This is a genomic window from Pseudomonas sp. NBRC 111131, assembly GCF_001320525.1.
Taxonomy (GTDB): Bacteria; Pseudomonadota; Gammaproteobacteria; order Pseudomonadales; family Pseudomonadaceae; genus Aquipseudomonas; species Aquipseudomonas ceruminis.
In genome coordinates this window covers 59452-75015 of the sequence record NZ_BCBH01000018.1, presented here as the reverse complement: position 1 = coordinate 75015, position 15564 = coordinate 59452, and the positions used below count along the sequence as shown (strand labels likewise).

General features: G+C 61.9%; 14 protein-coding genes. 9 read left to right on the top strand and 5 right to left on the bottom strand.

What is annotated here, in order from left to right; all coding sequences use genetic code 11:
- Positions 1-22: 22 nt before the first annotated feature.
- Together APH34_RS17170 and APH34_RS17165 are read right to left on the bottom strand one after the other, a co-directional pair.
- Complete coding sequence (locus APH34_RS17170) at positions 23-436, bottom strand: hypothetical protein (RefSeq protein ID WP_054902228.1); 414 nt, start codon at positions 434-436, stop codon at positions 23-25.
- A 54-nt stretch (positions 437-490) separates the two neighbouring features.
- Positions 491-904 carry a hypothetical protein gene (locus APH34_RS17165; RefSeq protein ID WP_054902227.1) on the bottom strand — a complete coding sequence of 138 codons (414 nt, stop codon included), beginning with the start codon at positions 902-904 and terminating at the stop codon, positions 491-493.
- Between the two features lie 85 nt (positions 905-989).
- On the opposite strand from APH34_RS17165, the gene APH34_RS17160 reads away from it, so the two are divergent.
- Positions 990-2063: an aminopeptidase gene (locus tag APH34_RS17160; RefSeq protein ID WP_054902270.1), complete on the top strand. Its 1074-nt coding sequence runs from the start codon at positions 990-992 to the stop codon at positions 2061-2063.
- A gap of 33 nt (positions 2064-2096) precedes the next feature.
- Here the strand turns inward: APH34_RS17160 and APH34_RS17155 are convergent, their stop codons facing one another.
- Both APH34_RS17155 and APH34_RS17150 read right to left on the bottom strand, forming a co-directional pair.
- Positions 2097-2747 carry an HAD family hydrolase gene (locus APH34_RS17155; protein WP_054902226.1) on the bottom strand — a complete coding sequence of 217 codons (651 nt, stop codon included), beginning with the start codon at positions 2745-2747 and terminating at the stop codon, positions 2097-2099.
- 42 nt (positions 2748-2789) lie between these two features.
- Complete coding sequence (locus APH34_RS17150) at positions 2790-3338, bottom strand: gamma carbonic anhydrase family protein (protein ID WP_054902225.1); 549 nt, start codon at positions 3336-3338, stop codon at positions 2790-2792.
- A gap of 102 nt (positions 3339-3440) precedes the next feature.
- Between APH34_RS17150 and prlC the strand changes: the two genes are divergently transcribed.
- The 6 genes from prlC (at position 3441) to APH34_RS17120 (ending at position 11735) form a co-directional block, all read left to right on the top strand.
- Positions 3441-5492, top strand: a complete 2052-nt coding sequence (prlC, locus tag APH34_RS17145; protein WP_054902224.1) for an oligopeptidase A — start codon at positions 3441-3443, stop codon at positions 5490-5492.
- Positions 5489-5770 carry a YheV family putative zinc ribbon protein gene (locus APH34_RS17140; protein ID WP_054902223.1) on the top strand — a complete coding sequence of 94 codons (282 nt, stop codon included), beginning with the start codon at positions 5489-5491 and terminating at the stop codon, positions 5768-5770. The genes prlC and APH34_RS17140 overlap by 4 nt, the downstream gene beginning before the upstream one ends.
- A 135-nt stretch (positions 5771-5905) precedes the next feature.
- On the top strand, positions 5906-7900 hold the full coding sequence (locus APH34_RS17135; RefSeq protein ID WP_054902222.1) for a M3 family metallopeptidase: 1995 nt from the start codon (positions 5906-5908) through the stop codon (positions 7898-7900).
- Between the two features lie 65 nt (positions 7901-7965).
- Positions 7966-9024 (top strand): PA0069 family radical SAM protein, encoded by a 1059-nt coding sequence (locus tag APH34_RS17130; protein WP_054902221.1) that lies wholly within the window; start codon positions 7966-7968, stop codon positions 9022-9024.
- A gap of 272 nt (positions 9025-9296) precedes the next feature.
- Positions 9297-10016 carry a carbonic anhydrase gene (locus APH34_RS17125; protein ID WP_054902220.1) on the top strand — a complete coding sequence of 240 codons (720 nt, stop codon included), beginning with the start codon at positions 9297-9299 and terminating at the stop codon, positions 10014-10016.
- A gap of 198 nt (positions 10017-10214) precedes the next feature.
- Complete coding sequence (locus APH34_RS17120) at positions 10215-11735, top strand: SulP family inorganic anion transporter (RefSeq protein ID WP_232964047.1); 1521 nt, start codon at positions 10215-10217, stop codon at positions 11733-11735.
- Between the two features lie 57 nt (positions 11736-11792).
- On the opposite strand, the gene APH34_RS17115 is transcribed toward APH34_RS17120, so the two are convergent.
- Complete coding sequence (locus tag APH34_RS17115) at positions 11793-12434, bottom strand: hypothetical protein (RefSeq protein ID WP_054902218.1); 642 nt, start codon at positions 12432-12434, stop codon at positions 11793-11795.
- A 369-nt stretch (positions 12435-12803) separates the two neighbouring features.
- On the opposite strand from APH34_RS17115, the gene coxB reads away from it, so the two are divergent.
- Together coxB and ctaD are read left to right on the top strand one after the other, a co-directional pair.
- Positions 12804-13931, top strand: coding sequence for a cytochrome c oxidase subunit II (gene coxB / locus APH34_RS17110; protein ID WP_054902217.1), 1128 nt, complete (start codon positions 12804-12806; stop codon positions 13929-13931).
- A gap of 43 nt (positions 13932-13974) precedes the next feature.
- A complete protein-coding gene (ctaD, locus tag APH34_RS17105; RefSeq protein WP_054902216.1) occupies positions 13975-15564 on the top strand; it encodes a cytochrome c oxidase subunit I in 1590 nt (529 codons plus the stop codon).

Below are 15564 nucleotides of genomic sequence, written 5' to 3'. Positions count from 1 at the left end.
GCCAAGCAGCCCCGGCGTTCATTCACGGAATGCAGAATACGTTGCTGGGCTCATTGACCACCACCTTTCGGCTGGCGTCATACAGCAGCACCTGCGGTTCCATGACCGGTGCCCGCGCTTCCAGGCGATAGCGCTCGCCCGCCTTGAAATCATCGAAGCGCACGGTCAGGTAGCAGGTACGGTCACGGGGCTGGGTCATCATGCCGCCCGCGTAAATTTCATAATCGAAGCGCACCACCAGTTCATGCTTGCCAGGCGTCACCTGGAAATAGCGGCCATCGCTTAGACGCTTGCCATCGAGCTTGTCAGCCATGATGACCCGGCCTGGGGTCATGGTGTAGAGGTCAACCCATGCCTGCTTGGGGTCGACGGGTGGCAAGGGGCTGGCGCATGCCCCCAGTGCACTGAGGGCGATCAGCATCATGGGCTGGCGCATGGTGAAACTCCACTTGCGATTTACACGCTACAAGCATAGCGCCGTTTGGGGCCTTCAGGTGCGTTGGCAGCCTGCAGGCAGGCCTTGGCCTACCAGTTTTTGCTGATGATCGTAGAGTTTGACCCAGGGGCGAAAGCCAATGCTGCCGGCCTGCAGTTGGTACCGCTGCCCGGCGTTGAAGTCCTTGAAGGTCAGGTTGAGCTGGCAATCACGCCACAGTGGCTCGTCCACCGGGCCGATGTTGCTCGGATTGACCGGAAACTGGTAGCGCACGGTCAGCTCGTGGCTGCCGGGTTGGACTTCAAAGTAGCGCGAATCGACCCAGTCACGTTCGTCGACCTGCACGGCGTGCAGGGAGGTATCGTCAGTTGGGCTCAAATCGACCCAGGCTTGGTTAGGGTCCGGGTCTGGCAGGGTCGAACAGGCAGATATGAGCAGCAGTGAGCCGATGACGAACAGTGCACGCATGGCGAAACTCCCCCCTGGCGAGATAGTCTTGGAGCGCATCGGCCGTGAGCGAGTTGGATAGCCCAAGATGGTATGGTTTTTTCTTTTGAAGCGCTCAGGCCCTGGGCCACTCGACCACTGTTTCAGGGCGTTGGTTCCCCTTGTGGGCGCCTTTCTGCTGAACGGCTGTACCAGCCTCGGTTACTACGGCCAGCTGGCGCAGGGCCAGTGGCAACTGCTACGCGCCCGCCAGCCGGTGGACCAGGTGATCGCTGACCCGGCCAGCCGCCCTCAACTGCGCGCCCGCCTGCAACATGCCGAGCAGGCCCGAGTGTTTGCCAGCGAGCACCTGAAACTGCCGGACAATCGCAGTTATCGGGTCTACGCCGACCTGGGGCGCCCTTATGTGGTGTGGAACGTATTTGCCACGCCCGAACTGTCGCTGCAGCCGGTTACCCACTGCTTTCCCATCGCCGGTTGCGTGGCCTATCGCGGTTACTACCAGCAAGGTGCAGCCCGCGGCGCGGCGGCGTTGATGCGCGAGAAAGGGCTGGATGTGTACCTGGGCGGGGTTGAGGCGTACTCGACACTTGGTTGGTTCGATGACCCGATTCTGTCGTCGATGGTCGGATGGGGCGATGAGCGCCTTGCCACACTGATCTTCCATGAGCTGGCACATCAGCGCTTCTACGTGCAAGACGACACCGAATTCAACGAGTCGTTTGCCACCTTCGTCGAGCAGGAGGGAACGCGCCAATGGCGCCAGGCACGTGGGCTTGCAGCGATTGAGAACGGCCAGGGCCAGCAGCGTGACCAGTTCATCCGACTGGTATTGGCGAGCCGCGAGCGGCTGCAAACGATTTATGCCGGGCCACTGGATGACGCGCACAAACGCGCGGCCAAGCAGGCGGAGTTCGAGCGCTTGCGCCGTGAGTACCGTGATGTGCGCGACCGTCAATGGGCGGGTGACAAGCGCTATGACGCCTGGATGTATGGGCCGATGAACAACGCCAAACTGTTGCCGTTCGGGCTATATGACCAATGGGTGCCGGCGTTTGCGGCGGTGTTTCGTGAGGTTGGGGGGGATTGGACGCGGTTTTATGAGCGGGTTGAAGGGTTGGGGCGGTTGCCCGTTGAACAAAGGAAGCAAGCGCTGGCCAGATTGGCGGCGAGCCTCTGAAAGGTGGGGGGCTGCAAGGCAGCCCCATGTGCCTCAGGCCTTGAGGAATGCCTGATGCATCTGAGCCAAGGTAGCGAAGTGAAATTCCGGCGTGTGCGCCTTCAACTCCTGCTCACTACCAAACCCATACCCCACCGCCACTGCCTGCAGGCCGTTGCTGCGAGCACCGATCAGGTCGTGCTTGCGGTCACCGATCATCAGGGTTTGCGCCGGGTCCAGCCCTTCCTCGTCCAGCAAGTGACGAATCAACTCGACCTTGTTGGTGCGCGTGCCGTCCAGTTCGCTGCCGTAGATCACCTTGAAGTGATGATCGAAGGCGAAATGACGGGCGATTTCGCGGGCGAATTCCCACGGTTTGGAGGTGGCGATGTACAGGGTGCGCCCTTGCCCGTTGAGGGCATCGAGCAGTTCCGGCACACCGTCGAACACCAGGTTTTCGTACAGGCCGGTCACGCGGAAGCGTTCTCGATAGAAGTTCACCGCTTCCCACGCCCTGGCTTCATCGAAGCTGTAGAACTGCATGAAAGCCTGCAGCAAGGGTGGGCCGATGAAGTGTTCGAGGCGCGTCAGGTCCGGTTCGTCGATACCCAGTTTGGCCAGGGCATACTGGATTGAACGGGTGATGCCCAGGCGCGGGTCGGTGAGGGTGCCATCGAGGTCGAAGAGGATGTTCTGATGGTGCATATCAAGTGCTCTACTCAATTCATTCATGGACGCCTTCGCGGGTCATTCCGGTTGATCGTAGCCTTCGGCCAGGTGCTGGTCCTTGAGCTTGACGTAGTTACCGGCGCTGTAGGAGAAGAAGGCGCGCTCCTTGTCGGTCAAGGGCCGGGCCTGTTTTACCGGGCTGCCGACGTACAGGTAGCCGCTTTCCAGGCGCTTGCCGGGCGGCACCAGGCTGCCGGCGCCGATGATCACTTCGTCTTCGACAGTGGCGCCATCCATGACCGTGCTGCCCATGCCAACCAGAATGCGGTTGCCCAGGGTGCAGCCATGCAGCATGACCTTGTGGCCGATGGTCACCTCATCGCCGATGATCAATGGAAAGCCATCAGGGTTGAACGGGCCAGCATGGGTGATGTGCAGCACACTGCCGTCCTGCACGCTGGTGCGCGCCCCGATACGGATGCGATGCATGTCGCCACGCACCACCGTCAGTGGCCACACCGAGCTGTCCTCACCGATCTCCACATCGCCCAGCACCACGGCCGAACGGTCGACAAAAGCGCGCGGTGCAACTTTCGGAGTGTGTTGCTGAAAGCTTCGGATGGCCATGATAGCGTCTCTCATCTGTGCCGATAGGCAGGCTGCCTGCTGCGGTCGACGTCGATTGTAATTAAGATGGGGTAGTGTTTCTTCTGCCAAGGTATCCAAACCGTGAGTGCGACCAACCCGCTTCTGCAGCCCTACGATCTGCCGCCCTTCTCGGAAATCCGTGCCGAACACGTGTTGCCGGCGATCGAAGAGATCCTTGCCGACAACCGTAAAGCCATTGCCGACATCCTCGAAAAGCAGGGCAAGAACCCCACCTGGGCCGGCCTGGTGCTGGCCATGGACGAACTTAACGACCGCCTGGGCGCTGCATGGAGCCCGGTCAGCCATCTCAATGCGGTGTGCAACAGCAAGGAATTGCGCGAGGCCTACGAGGCCTGCCTGCCAGCGCTGAGTGCCTACTCTACCGAACTGGGCCAGAACCGTGCGCTGTTCGAAGCGTACCAGGCACTGGTCAACAGCCCGCAAGCCGCAGGTTTCGACGTCGCGCAGAAGACTATCCTCGAGCACGCCCTGCGCGACTTCCGCTTGTCGGGCATCGACCTGCCTGCCGACAAGCAGCAACGTTACGCTGAAGTACAGAGCAAGCTCAGTGAACTGGGCAGCCGCTTCTCCAACCAATTGCTCGACGCCACCCAGGCGTGGACCAAGCACGTCACCGACGAAACGGCGTTGGCCGGCCTCACCGACTCGGCCAAGGCCCAGATGGCTGCCGCCGCTCAGGCCAAGGGCCTCGACGGCTGGCTGATCACGCTGGAGTTCCCCAGCTACTATGCGGTGATGACCTACGCCAGCGACCGTGCCCTGCGCGAAGAACTGTACGCCGCCTACTGCACCCGCGCCTCGGACCAAGGCCCGAACGCCGGCCAGTTCGACAACGGCCCGGTGATGCGTGAAATTCTGGACCTGCGCCAGGAGCTGGCCGGGTTGCTGGGCTACAAGAACTACGCCGAACTGAGCCTGGCGACCAAGATGGCCGAGTCCAGCGACCAGGTGCTGAGCTTCCTGCGCGACCTGGCCAAGCGGTCCAAGCCGTTTGCTGCCCAGGACCTTGAACAGCTCAAGGCCTATGCCGCCGAACAAGGCTGCGCCGAGCTGGCCAGCTGGGACGCCGGTTACTTTGGCGAGAAGTTGCGTGAACAACGTTACAGCGTGTCGCAGGAAACCCTGCGCGCCTACTTCCCCATCGACAAGGTGCTGTCTGGCCTGTTCAGCATCGTCCAGCGCCTGTACGGCATCGAAATTGCCGAGCTCAAGGGCTTCGACAGCTGGCACCCCGACGTGCGCCTGTTCGAGATCAAGGAAAACGGCCAGCACGTCGGCCGCTTCTTCTTCGACCTGTATGCCCGCGCCAACAAGCGCGGCGGTGCCTGGATGGATGGCGCCCGCGACCGTCGCCGCACCGCCGACGGCGAGCTGCAGAGCCCGGTGGCCAACCTGGTGTGCAACTTCACCCCGGCCGCGCCTGGCAAGCCTGCACTGCTGACCCATGATGAAGTCACCACGCTGTTCCACGAATTCGGCCACGGCCTGCACCACCTGCTGACCCGTATCGAGCATGCCGGCGTGTCCGGGATCAATGGCGTGGCGTGGGATGCGGTGGAGCTGCCGAGCCAGTTCATGGAAAACTGGTGCTGGGAGCCCGAAGGCCTGGCGCTGATCTCTGGCCATTACGAAACCGGCGCCGCCCTGCCCCAGGACCTGCTGGACAAGATGCTGGCAGCGAAGAACTTCCAGTCCGGCATGATGATGGTGCGCCAGCTGGAGTTCTCGCTGTTCGACTTCGAGTTGCATGCCAGCCACGGCGACGGCCGTAGCGTATTGGAGGTCCTCGAAGGCGTGCGTGACGAGGTTTCGGTCATGCGCCCACCGGCCTACAACCGCTTCCCCAACAGCTTTGCGCATATCTTTGCGGGGGGTTACGCGGCGGGCTATTACAGCTACAAATGGGCCGAAGTGCTGTCGGCTGACGCCTTCTCGCGCTTCGAGGAAGAAGGCGTGCTCAACGCTGAGACCGGCCGCGCCTTCCGCGAGGCGATCCTGGCCCGGGGCGGTTCGCGCGAGCCGATGGTGCTGTTCGTCGACTTCCGCGGCCGGGAACCATCCATTGATGCACTGCTGCGCCACAGCGGCCTGAGCGAGGGCGCGGCGGCATGAGCGAGGTAGCTGTGACCAAGACCAAGAAGCGCTTCATCGCCGGGGCGGTATGCCCGGCGTGCAGCGAGCCCGACAAGCTGATGATGTGGAACGAAGACGGTGTGCCGCACCGTGAATGCGTTGCCTGCGGCTTTACCGACACCTTGAATGAACAAGGGCTGTCGGTGCCCACGGAGCTGGGCACGCGGGTCAACCACCTGGCACCGAAGGCCGCACCGGCCAAGGTGCAGACGGTGCAGTTCTTCCCAAATCCAAAGCTGAAGAAACCGGCCGAATAAGGCCCCACCTGCCTGCCCTGGCTCACTGCCAAGGCAGGCAGTGCTTCATCACCACGGGTGGTAGATAATCACGCCACTGTGGCTCTACTCGCCATCCATGCTGGCCTGCTCTTCACGTGAGCACGGTGATCCATCATGGACAACCCCCTTCTGCAAAGCAGCAGCACCCCCGTCGATTACCCTTCAATAACGCTGCAAAACATGCGCGACGCTTTCGAGCACGTGCTGCGCGCCCACGCGCAAGGCGTGGCGCGCATCATTGAGCAGCAGCAAGCGCTTCCCACCTGGGATGACCTGGTACTGGCAGTGGACGCGCTGGATGCGCAGTTGCTTGCTGTGCTCTATACCGTTATCCCCCTGGTGGGCAAACAGCCGTCCTGGGGCGAGGCGATTGCCGACTTCTACGGCCAAACGGTGGCGCGCTTCGACCAGAAATTTGCCAACCGCCACCTGCACAGCTTGTACGAGCGGCTGGCGAACAGCGCCATCGGCAGAAACCTGGGCACTCAGCAGCGCGCGACCCTGCATTGGTACCTGGGCAAGTTTGCCGTCGGTGGCGCAGCGCTGGCCGAAAGCGACCAGGCTCGCCTGGCTGAACTGCAGATGCAGATCGGCGAGTTACGCCAAGCGTTCCTGAGCAACATCGGCCGGCCAGGGTTGTTGGTCGAGAATGAGACCGAACTGCGCGGCCTGCCACGAAGGCTGCGTGACGAATTGGCCGCGCGTGCCGAGGCAGCGGGTGCGCAAGGTTGGTTGATCGCCTGTGAAAGCGAGCCCACCGGCGCGGTGCTTCGGCAAGCCGCTCACCGCCCCCTGCGCGAGCGCGTGTACCGTGCCTTTCACACCCGTGGGGTAAGCGCCGACCCGCAGCAGGACAATGGCACTCAGTTGCAGCGCCTGGCCGAATGCCTGGACGAAAAGGCCCGCCTGCTCGGCTTTGCCAGCCACCTTGAACTGAGCCTGCTTGGCAAAAGTGCAGGCTCGGCCAGCCAGGTGAGCCATTTTCTACAGCTACTGGCAAGGTGCGTGCGCCCCGCCATGGCGCAATGGCGCGCCCGGCTGGCGCAACAGGCCGTGGCGCAAGGCCTGGGGACTGTGCGGCCTTGGGATGTCAGTTATCTGCTGGCAGCATCGGGGGAAGCGCAACCCAGTGGGACGTTTCGCGAGCATTTCCCGCTCAGTGGCGTGGTCAACGCATTGGCCCAGCTGGCGCAGCAGCTGTTTGCGCTGGAACTGCGCGCAAGGCGGCTGGCGACCTGGGACGACAGCGTACAGGCTTTCGAAATCTGGCAGCACCACGCCTTTATCGGTTTGCTTTACCTCGACGCCGTGCAACATGCGGGCAAACAGGCCGATGCCGTGTTCACCACCTACGTGCGCAACCGGCGGGTCGATGCCGAGGGTATCTACCATCCAGCCGTCGTGGTCGTGAACAGCGATATCCCAGCGGCGCAGAAGGGGACAGAGCCGCTGCTGGATCACCTTTCGTTGCGCAAGCTGTACCATGAGTTCGGCCATGCCCTCCATCACCTGCTGGTGCGCACCAGTAGCCATGTGATGTCGGATGTGACCGAGCTTGGCACCGATGGCGTGGAGCTGTTCGGTAAGCTGTTCGAACGTTGGGTGTGGGACGCGGGCTACCTCGCTGGCATTGCTGGGGCGCGCCAGGACGGCAGCACGCTGAGCCAGGCGCAGGCTGAGGTGCACCTGAACGCGTTGAGGCAGCAGAGCATCGATGAAATCGGCCGCGACCTGAGCCTGGCGTTGTTCGACCTGGACCTGCACCGCACGCCGCTGGACGGTAGAACGCTGGTGCAGCGTCTTGAGGACGCGCGCGCGTGTTGCGGGTATTGGCCCCTGGAAGATTTCGAGCGCCCCGCGCATGCTTTCGACCACCTGATGGACGGTTACGACGCTGGCTTTTACGCCTACCTGTGGGCGGACGTTCATGCGTTTGATCTGTTCAGCCGCTTCCAGGCGCAGGGGCTGTTGGACCGGGCCACGGGGCGGGCCCTGCAGCAGACGTTGTTCGAAAGCGGTGCCGCACGCCCGCTGCGCGAAGGTATCCACGCCTTTCTCGGGCGGCCGCCAAGCCCGTCCGCTTACCTGCGCTGGCATGGGCTGGGCTGACCGAAGGTGCTGGCAAGATCCCAGGGATCTCGATACTGTATGTAAATACAGTATGAGGGTGCGTCATGATACCGCCAGTAGCGCAAAAGGGCCGTGGCACGGCCCACAACCCGCATAACCGCTTCGCCCCGAACCATTCGGTGGCGGAGGATGACGGCTGGTATCAAGAGGTGCCGCTGACCCAGGCTACCGAAGTACGGGTCGAAACCGCCAAGTCGGTCATCAGCCGCAATACCTCCCCCGACCTGCCGTTCGACCGCTCGATCAACCCTTATCGCGGTTGCGAGCATGGCTGCATTTACTGCTACGCCCGCCCTTCCCACGCCTATTGGGACCTTTCCCCAGGGTTGGACTTCGAAACCAAGCTGATCGCCAAGACCAATGCGGCCGAGGTGCTTGCGCAACAGCTGAGCAAGCCGGGTTATGTCTGTGCACCGATCAACTTAGGGTCCAATACCGACCCATACCAGCCGATCGAGCGTGAGCAGCAGCTGACCCGGCGCTTGCTGGAAGTGCTGTTGAAGTTTCGCCACCCCGTGACCATCGTTACCAAGGGCGCGTTGGTGCTGCGCGATCTCGACGTGCTGGCCGAGATGGCCAGCCAACGGCTGGTGCGGGTGATGATCAGCCTGACGACATTGGACGATGACCTCAAACGAGTGCTCGAGCCGCGGGCGGCGTCGTCCAGGGCCAGGTTGCGCGCCATCCGGGTATTGCGCGAGGCGGGGGTGCCGGTGGGCGTCTTGTGTTCGCCGATGATCCCGATGATCAACGACAGCGAACTGGAGCGCTTGCTCGAGGCCGCCAAGGAGGCTGGCGCGCAGAGCGCGGCCTACATGATGTTGCGCCTGCCCTTGGAAGTGGCACCGCTGTTCGAACAATGGCTGCAGGACCACTACCCGCAGCGCGCCAACCATGTGTTAAGCCTGATTCGCCAAAGCCGGGGAGGCGAGTTGTATGACAGCCGCTTTGGCGCGCGTATGCGGGGAGAAGGTATTTTTGCCGAACTGCTGGCACAACGCTTTGCCAAGACCCAGCGCCGGTTGGGGTTTGAAGGGCGCGACGCGCAACCGCTGGACTGTTCAGCGTTCTGTCCACCGGGCGGACAGATGGCTTTGTTCTGAAACCCCAACCTAACTAATCGAAGTACATAATTCTATTCCAGGCTCTTGGCAGTTGATGTTTTTTTGCTATTATTCATTTCCCGCCTCACCTATCTGGAACACGCGTTCTAGAGCCTCCGAATTAAGTTTCAGTTAAGTTTTCCCCGCTAGCGTAGGCATCCAGTTCACCGAGACTGTGATTTCTGGCCCGTGCGTGTCATCTAAAACCCTGCATAGCCAGAATCTTTCACCGGTAAAATGGACTTACCTACACACCGTCAAGAGGATGAATCATGCCCGTCAAGGACCCATCCAAGGTCGTTCCGCAGGTCCCCGCGGAGAGCGCCGATGCCGCCCTTAAGCACATCGTCGACGGCTTCCTGCGCTTTCACCACGATGTCTTTCCCGAGCAGCAGGAGCTTTTCAAGAAGCTCGCCACCGCTCAAACGCCGCGCGCCATGTTCATCACCTGCGCCGACTCGCGCATCGTCCCCGAGCTGATCACCCAGAGCTCGCCAGGCGACCTGTTCGTGACCCGTAACGTCGGTAACGTGGTGCCGCCTTACGGGCAGATGAACGGCGGCGTTTCCAGTGCGATCGAGTACGCCGTGTCGGCGCTGGGTGTGCACCACATCATCATTTGTGGCCACTCCGACTGCGGCGCGATGCGTGCGGTGCTCAACCCGAAATCGCTGGCCAAGATGCCGACCGTTTCCGCCTGGTTGCGCCACGCCGAAGTGGCCCGTACCGTGGTTGAGAACAACTGTTCTTGTGGCAGCGAGCACGAAACCATGCAGGTGCTGACGCGGGAAAACGTCATCGCCCAGTTGCATCACCTGCGCACGCACCCGTCGGTGGCTTCGCGTCTGGCAGCGGGTGAGCTGTACATCCATGGTTGGGTGTACGACATCGAGACCAGCAAGATCGAAGCGTACGACGCCGCCAGCGACAGCTTCATGCCCCTGGCTGCTGGCGAGCCAATCCCCTGCGCTACTCCGAGAGGCCGCTACTAAGCGACCCGTCCAACGCTAGAACCTTGATAGCCGGCTGCACCCCCTGAGGGGTGTGGTACGGCCTTCGGCTGCCTTGAATTCCCTGACTGCCCTGCCGGCCTGTCCGCCGGCGGCCCGCGCCTGCGCGCTTGTCAGGGGCCAACGTGCCCACGGCCAGAGGAATGGCCGTGCGACAAAGGAAGGAGAAATAGGGTGAACATGACACAGTTGAAAGCGGCCCTGCCGCGAGAGTTGTTGGCGTCGGTGGTGGTCTTTCTGGTGGCCCTGCCCTTGTGCATGGGGATTGCGATCGCTTCCGGCATGCCACCGGCCAAAGGCCTGATTACCGGCATCATCGGCGGCATCGTAGTGGGCTTTCTGGCGGGCTCACCGCTGCAGGTCAGTGGCCCTGCAGCGGGCCTGGCGGTGTTGGTGTTCGAGTTGGTACGCCAGCATGGCATGGCCATGCTCGGGCCGATTCTGCTGCTGGCCGGGGTCTTGCAGTTGCTGGCCGGGCGCTTGCGCCTGGGCTGCTGGTTTCGCGTCACCGCGCCAGCGGTGGTGTACGGCATGCTGGCGGGTATTGGCGTGTTGATCGTGCTGTCACAGGTGCATGTGATGTTCGACACGGCGCCACAACCCTCGGGCATGCATAACCTGCTGGCGTTCCCGTCGACCGTGGCTGCTGCCCTGCCACTGGAAAGCGCAGGTTCGGGCTGGCAGGCCGGCGCCCTGGGCCTGGGTACCATTGCCATCATGTGGGGCTGGGAGCGCTGGCGGCCGCAGGCGCTGCGGTTCATCCCCGGTGCCTTACTCGGCGTGGCGGCAATGACAGCCATCAGCCTGTGGCTGGCGCTGCCGGTCAACCGTGTGCAGGTACCGGCGGACCTTTCCGAAGCCATCGACTGGATCCGCGTGGACGACCTTATGAAGCTGGCCGACCCCGCTCTGCTGGTCGCAGCCTTTGCCCTGGCGTTCATCGCCAGTGCAGAGACCCTGTTGTCGGCCGCCGCCGTAGACCGCATGCACAGTGGGCAGCGTTCGGACTTCGACCGTGAGTTGTCGGCCCAGGGTGTCGGCAACATCCTTTGCGGCGTGCTCGGCGCGTTGCCCATGACCGGGGTGATCGTGCGCAGCTCGGCCAATGTGCAGGCCGGAGCCCAGACGCGCGCATCGGCCATCTTCCATGGCCTGTGGCTGTTGGCATTCGTGGTGGCGCTGAGCAGTGTGCTGCAGCAGATCCCGGTGGCGAGCTTGGCCGGCGTGCTGGTCTTCACCGGTGTGAAACTCGTGGACTTCAAGGCATTTCGGGGGCTGGGCCGCTACGGGCGCATGCCAATGTTCACCTACGCGGCCACCGCGTTGGCGATCATCTTCACCGACCTGCTGACCGGTGTGTTGCTGGGCTTTGCCCTGACCCTGCTCAAGCTGGCCTTCAAGGCGGCCCGCCTGAAGATCAACCTGGTGAGCCTGGAGACGCCTGGGCATATGGCACTGCGCCTGAGTGGCGCAGCAACCTTTCTCAAGGTGCCGGCGCTGACGCAAGTATTGGAAAGCCTCCCCGCTGGCACCCACCTCCACGTGCCGATGACCCACCTCAGTTATATCGATCACTCTGTGCTGGAGCTGCTCGAAGACTGGGGCCGCACCCAGCGCCACCATGGCTCACGGTTGATCATCGAGCCCCGGGGGCTGAAACGGCGGGTTGAGGGCCGCTTGCGTACCGTCACCGAGTGCTGATACCTGGGGCTGTCGGCTCTGCCGTGCCGACAGCCTGCCAGCATCCGGGACGAAAGGTCAGGCGGGTTGGCTCAGTTCCACGCCCAGTTGGCGCGACAGGCAAGGCCAGCGTTTCCAGGCAGCACCCGTCGCCGGGCTACTCAGGGTTTCGCGGTAGGCCTCTACCGATTCCACGGCGAAACTCTCGTCATTGAGCATTTCTTCGACCGAGTGGTGCACCACCTCATCCAGTTGGTTGGCGAACGTCTCGCCAATCAGTTGATGGGCAATCAGGTTGGCCATGGTGGTATCGAACGGAATCAACGGTTGCTGGAAGTGACGGATGTACAGGTCGTTCACTTCCTCTACCAGGCGATGGGCCAGGTAGGCCTCGTCCAGCAGGCAGTCCAGCCCCGCATGCCCGTGCATCACGCTGGGCGGCTGCAGGAAATAGGCTTCGGCGATTTTAAGCACGGGTTTGATCTGCGATTCGATACCGGCTTCGCGGGCGACCGCATGGGCGGCCTCCAGCAATTCTGGAACCTGGTCGATGTAGGCGCTGACGAAGCGCGCCAAGGTACCCTGGGCGTCCTGCTCAGGCAGTTGGATCGAGGGGTGCAGGTGCGGTAGTTGGGCCTCGAGACGCGCTTTCAGTTGGCCGGTACGGCCTTCGTGTTGGTGGGCTTGGCTAATCTGCTCGCGTACAGCAGCGATGTTCATGACAACTCCAGGGACAAGACGTTTCAAACGGAAGACACTAAATTAGCTCGATATGCAGGATACTTAAGACGTATTTGTTATAAGCGCCGCAAACGTGTGCGCCCTTGGCTATATCTAAATGCCATTATTGTGCCAGACCCTATCTAGCACGGGCCCTGCAGGATATTTCCTGAATTCATGAAGTTCATTTCACCCCCGCCGTTGCGGGCCATTGGTCGCTGTCTATACTCCGCTTGAACGTGATTCGTTGATGAGGCCCGACTGCTTTTAGCAGGGGCTCGGTCGTCGAAGCCAGGCAGTCTTGACCGCCGTTCCCTCTTGCCGCAGGCCATGCCTCCGGGACAACAAGAATTAGAAGGGGAACCCGCAATGATGCGACATCCACCTGTCTGGATGGGCCTCCTGTTGTGGACGGTTTTCGGTCAGGCCAACGCCGCCTGGACTGTGAACATGGCGCCCGGCGCGACTGAAGTCTCCAACGCCGTGTTCGACCTGCACATGACCATCTTCTGGATCTGCGTGATCATCGGCATCGTGGTGTTCGGCGCGATGTTCTGGTCCATGGTCATCCATCGTCGTTCCATCGGCCAGCAGGCTGCGCATTTCCACGAACATACCTGGGTGGAAATCCTCTGGACGGTGATCCCCTTCCTGATCCTCGTGGCCATGGCCATCCCGGCGACCAAGACGCTGATCGATATCTACGATGCCAGCGAATCGGACATCGACATCCAGGTCACCGGCTACCAGTGGAAGTGGCATTACAAGTACCTGGGCCAGGACGTGGAGTTCTTCAGCAACCTGGCCACGCCGGCCGACCAGATCCAGAACAAGGCACCCAAGGATGAGCACTACCTGCTCGAGGTAGACCAGCCGCTGGTGCTGCCGGTGGGCGCAAAAGTGCGCTTTCTGGTAACGGCCGCCGACGTGATCCACTCCTGGTGGGTACCGGCCTTTGCGGTCAAGCGCGATGCCATTCCCGGCTTCGTCAACGAAGCCTGGACCCGCATCGAGAAGCCCGGCATCTACCGTGGTCAGTGCACCGAGCTGTGCGGCAAAGACCACGGCTTCATGCCAGTGGTGGTCGAGGTCAAAACCCAGGCCGACTACGACACCTGGCTTGGCGAGCGCAAGGCCGATGCGGCCAAGCTCAAGGAGCTGACCAGCAAGGAATGGACCCTGGAAGAGTTGGTCGAGCGCGGCGATAAGGTCTACCACACCACCTGCGTGGCCTGTCACCAGGCCCAGGGCCAGGGCCTGCCGCCGATGTTCCCGGCGCTCAAGGGCTCGAAAGTGGCCACCGGGCCCAAGGAAGAACACTTGAGCGTGGTCTTCCATGGGCGGCCAGGCACGGCCATGGCCGCGTTCGGCAAACAGCTCTCGGAAGTCGATATCGCTGCTGTGGTTACCTACGAGCGTAACGCCTGGGGCAACAACAAGGGCGACATGGTCACGCCGAAGGATGTGCTGGCGCTCAAGCAGGCAGACGCGCAATGAACCGGGTTACTCGCGGCAGTCAGTGGATTGCAGGAGACAGGACATGAGTGCAGTGATCGACGACCACGCCAACGGCCATGAGCATGCGCATGGCCCCGCGAAGGGCCTGATGCGCTGGGTGCTGACCACCAACCACAAGGACATCGGCACGATGTACCTGTGGTTCAGTTTCATGATGTTCCTGCTCGGCGGCTCGTTTGCCATGGTTATCCGCGCCGAGCTGTTTCAGCCCGGGCTGCAGATCGTGGAGCCGGCGTTCTTCAATCAGATGACCACCATGCATGGCTTGATCATGGTGTTCGGTGCGGTGATGCCGGCCTTCGTCGGCCTGGCCAACTGGATGATCCCGCTGATGATCGGGGCGCCCGACATGGCCCTGCCACGGATGAACAACTTCAGCTTCTGGCTGCTGCCGGCGGCATTCCTGCTGCTGGTTTCGACGCTGTTCAGCCCAGGCGGCGGGCCGAACTTCGGCTGGACCTTCTACGCCCCGCTGTCTACCACCTATGCCCCAGCCAGCGTGACCTTCTTCATTTTCGCCATTCACCTGATGGGTATCAGCTCGATCATGGGCGCGATCAACGTGATCGCAACCATCCTCAACCTGCGTGCGCCCGGCATGACCCTGATGAAAATGCCGCTGTTCGTCTGGACCTGGTTGATCACCGCCTTCCTGCTGATCGCGGTTATGCCGGTGCTGGCGGGTGTGGTGACCATGATGTTGATGGATATCCACTTCGGTACCAGCTTCTTCAGTGCTGCCGGCGGTGGCGACCCGGTGCTGTTCCAGCATGTGTTCTGGTTCTTTGGCCACCCCGAGGTGTACATCATGATCCTGCCCGCCTTTGGCGCGGTCAGCTCGATCATCCCGGCGTTTTCCCGCAAGCCGCTGTTCGGTTACACCTCGATGGTCTATGCCACTGGGGCGATCGCCTTCCTGTCGTTCATCGTGTGGGCACACCACATGTTCGTGGTCGGCATCCCGGTGGTGGGTGAGCTGTTCTTCATGTACGCCACCATGCTGATCGCCGTGCCCACTGGGGTGAAGGTGTTCAACTGGGTGAGCACCATGTGGGAAGGCTCGCTGACATTCGAGACACCGATGCTGTTCGCCATTGCCTTCGTCATCCTGTTCACCATCGGCGGTTTCTCCGGCCTGATGCTGGCCATCGCCCCGGCAGACTTCCAGTACCACGACACCTACTTCGTGGTGGCGCACTTCCATTACGTGCTGGTGCCCGGGGCGATCTTCGGCATCTTCGCCTCGGCCTACTACTGGCTGCCGAAATGGACGGGGCACATGTACGACGAAACCCTCGGCAAGCTGCACTTCTGGTTGTCATTCATCGGTATGAACATGGCCTTCTTCCCCATGCATTTCGTAGGCCTGGCCGGTATGCCGCGGCGCATCCCCGACTACAACCTGCAGTTCGCCGACTTCAACATGGTGTCATCGATCGGTGCCTTCCTGTTCGGTGCCACACAGATCTTCTTCTTGTTCATCGTCATCAAGTGCATTCGCGGTGGCGCGCCGGCACCGGCCAAGCCCTGGGATGGCGCCGAGGGCCTTGAGTGGTCGATCCCCTCACCCGCGCCCTATCACACCTTCCAGACACCACCGGACGTGAAATAG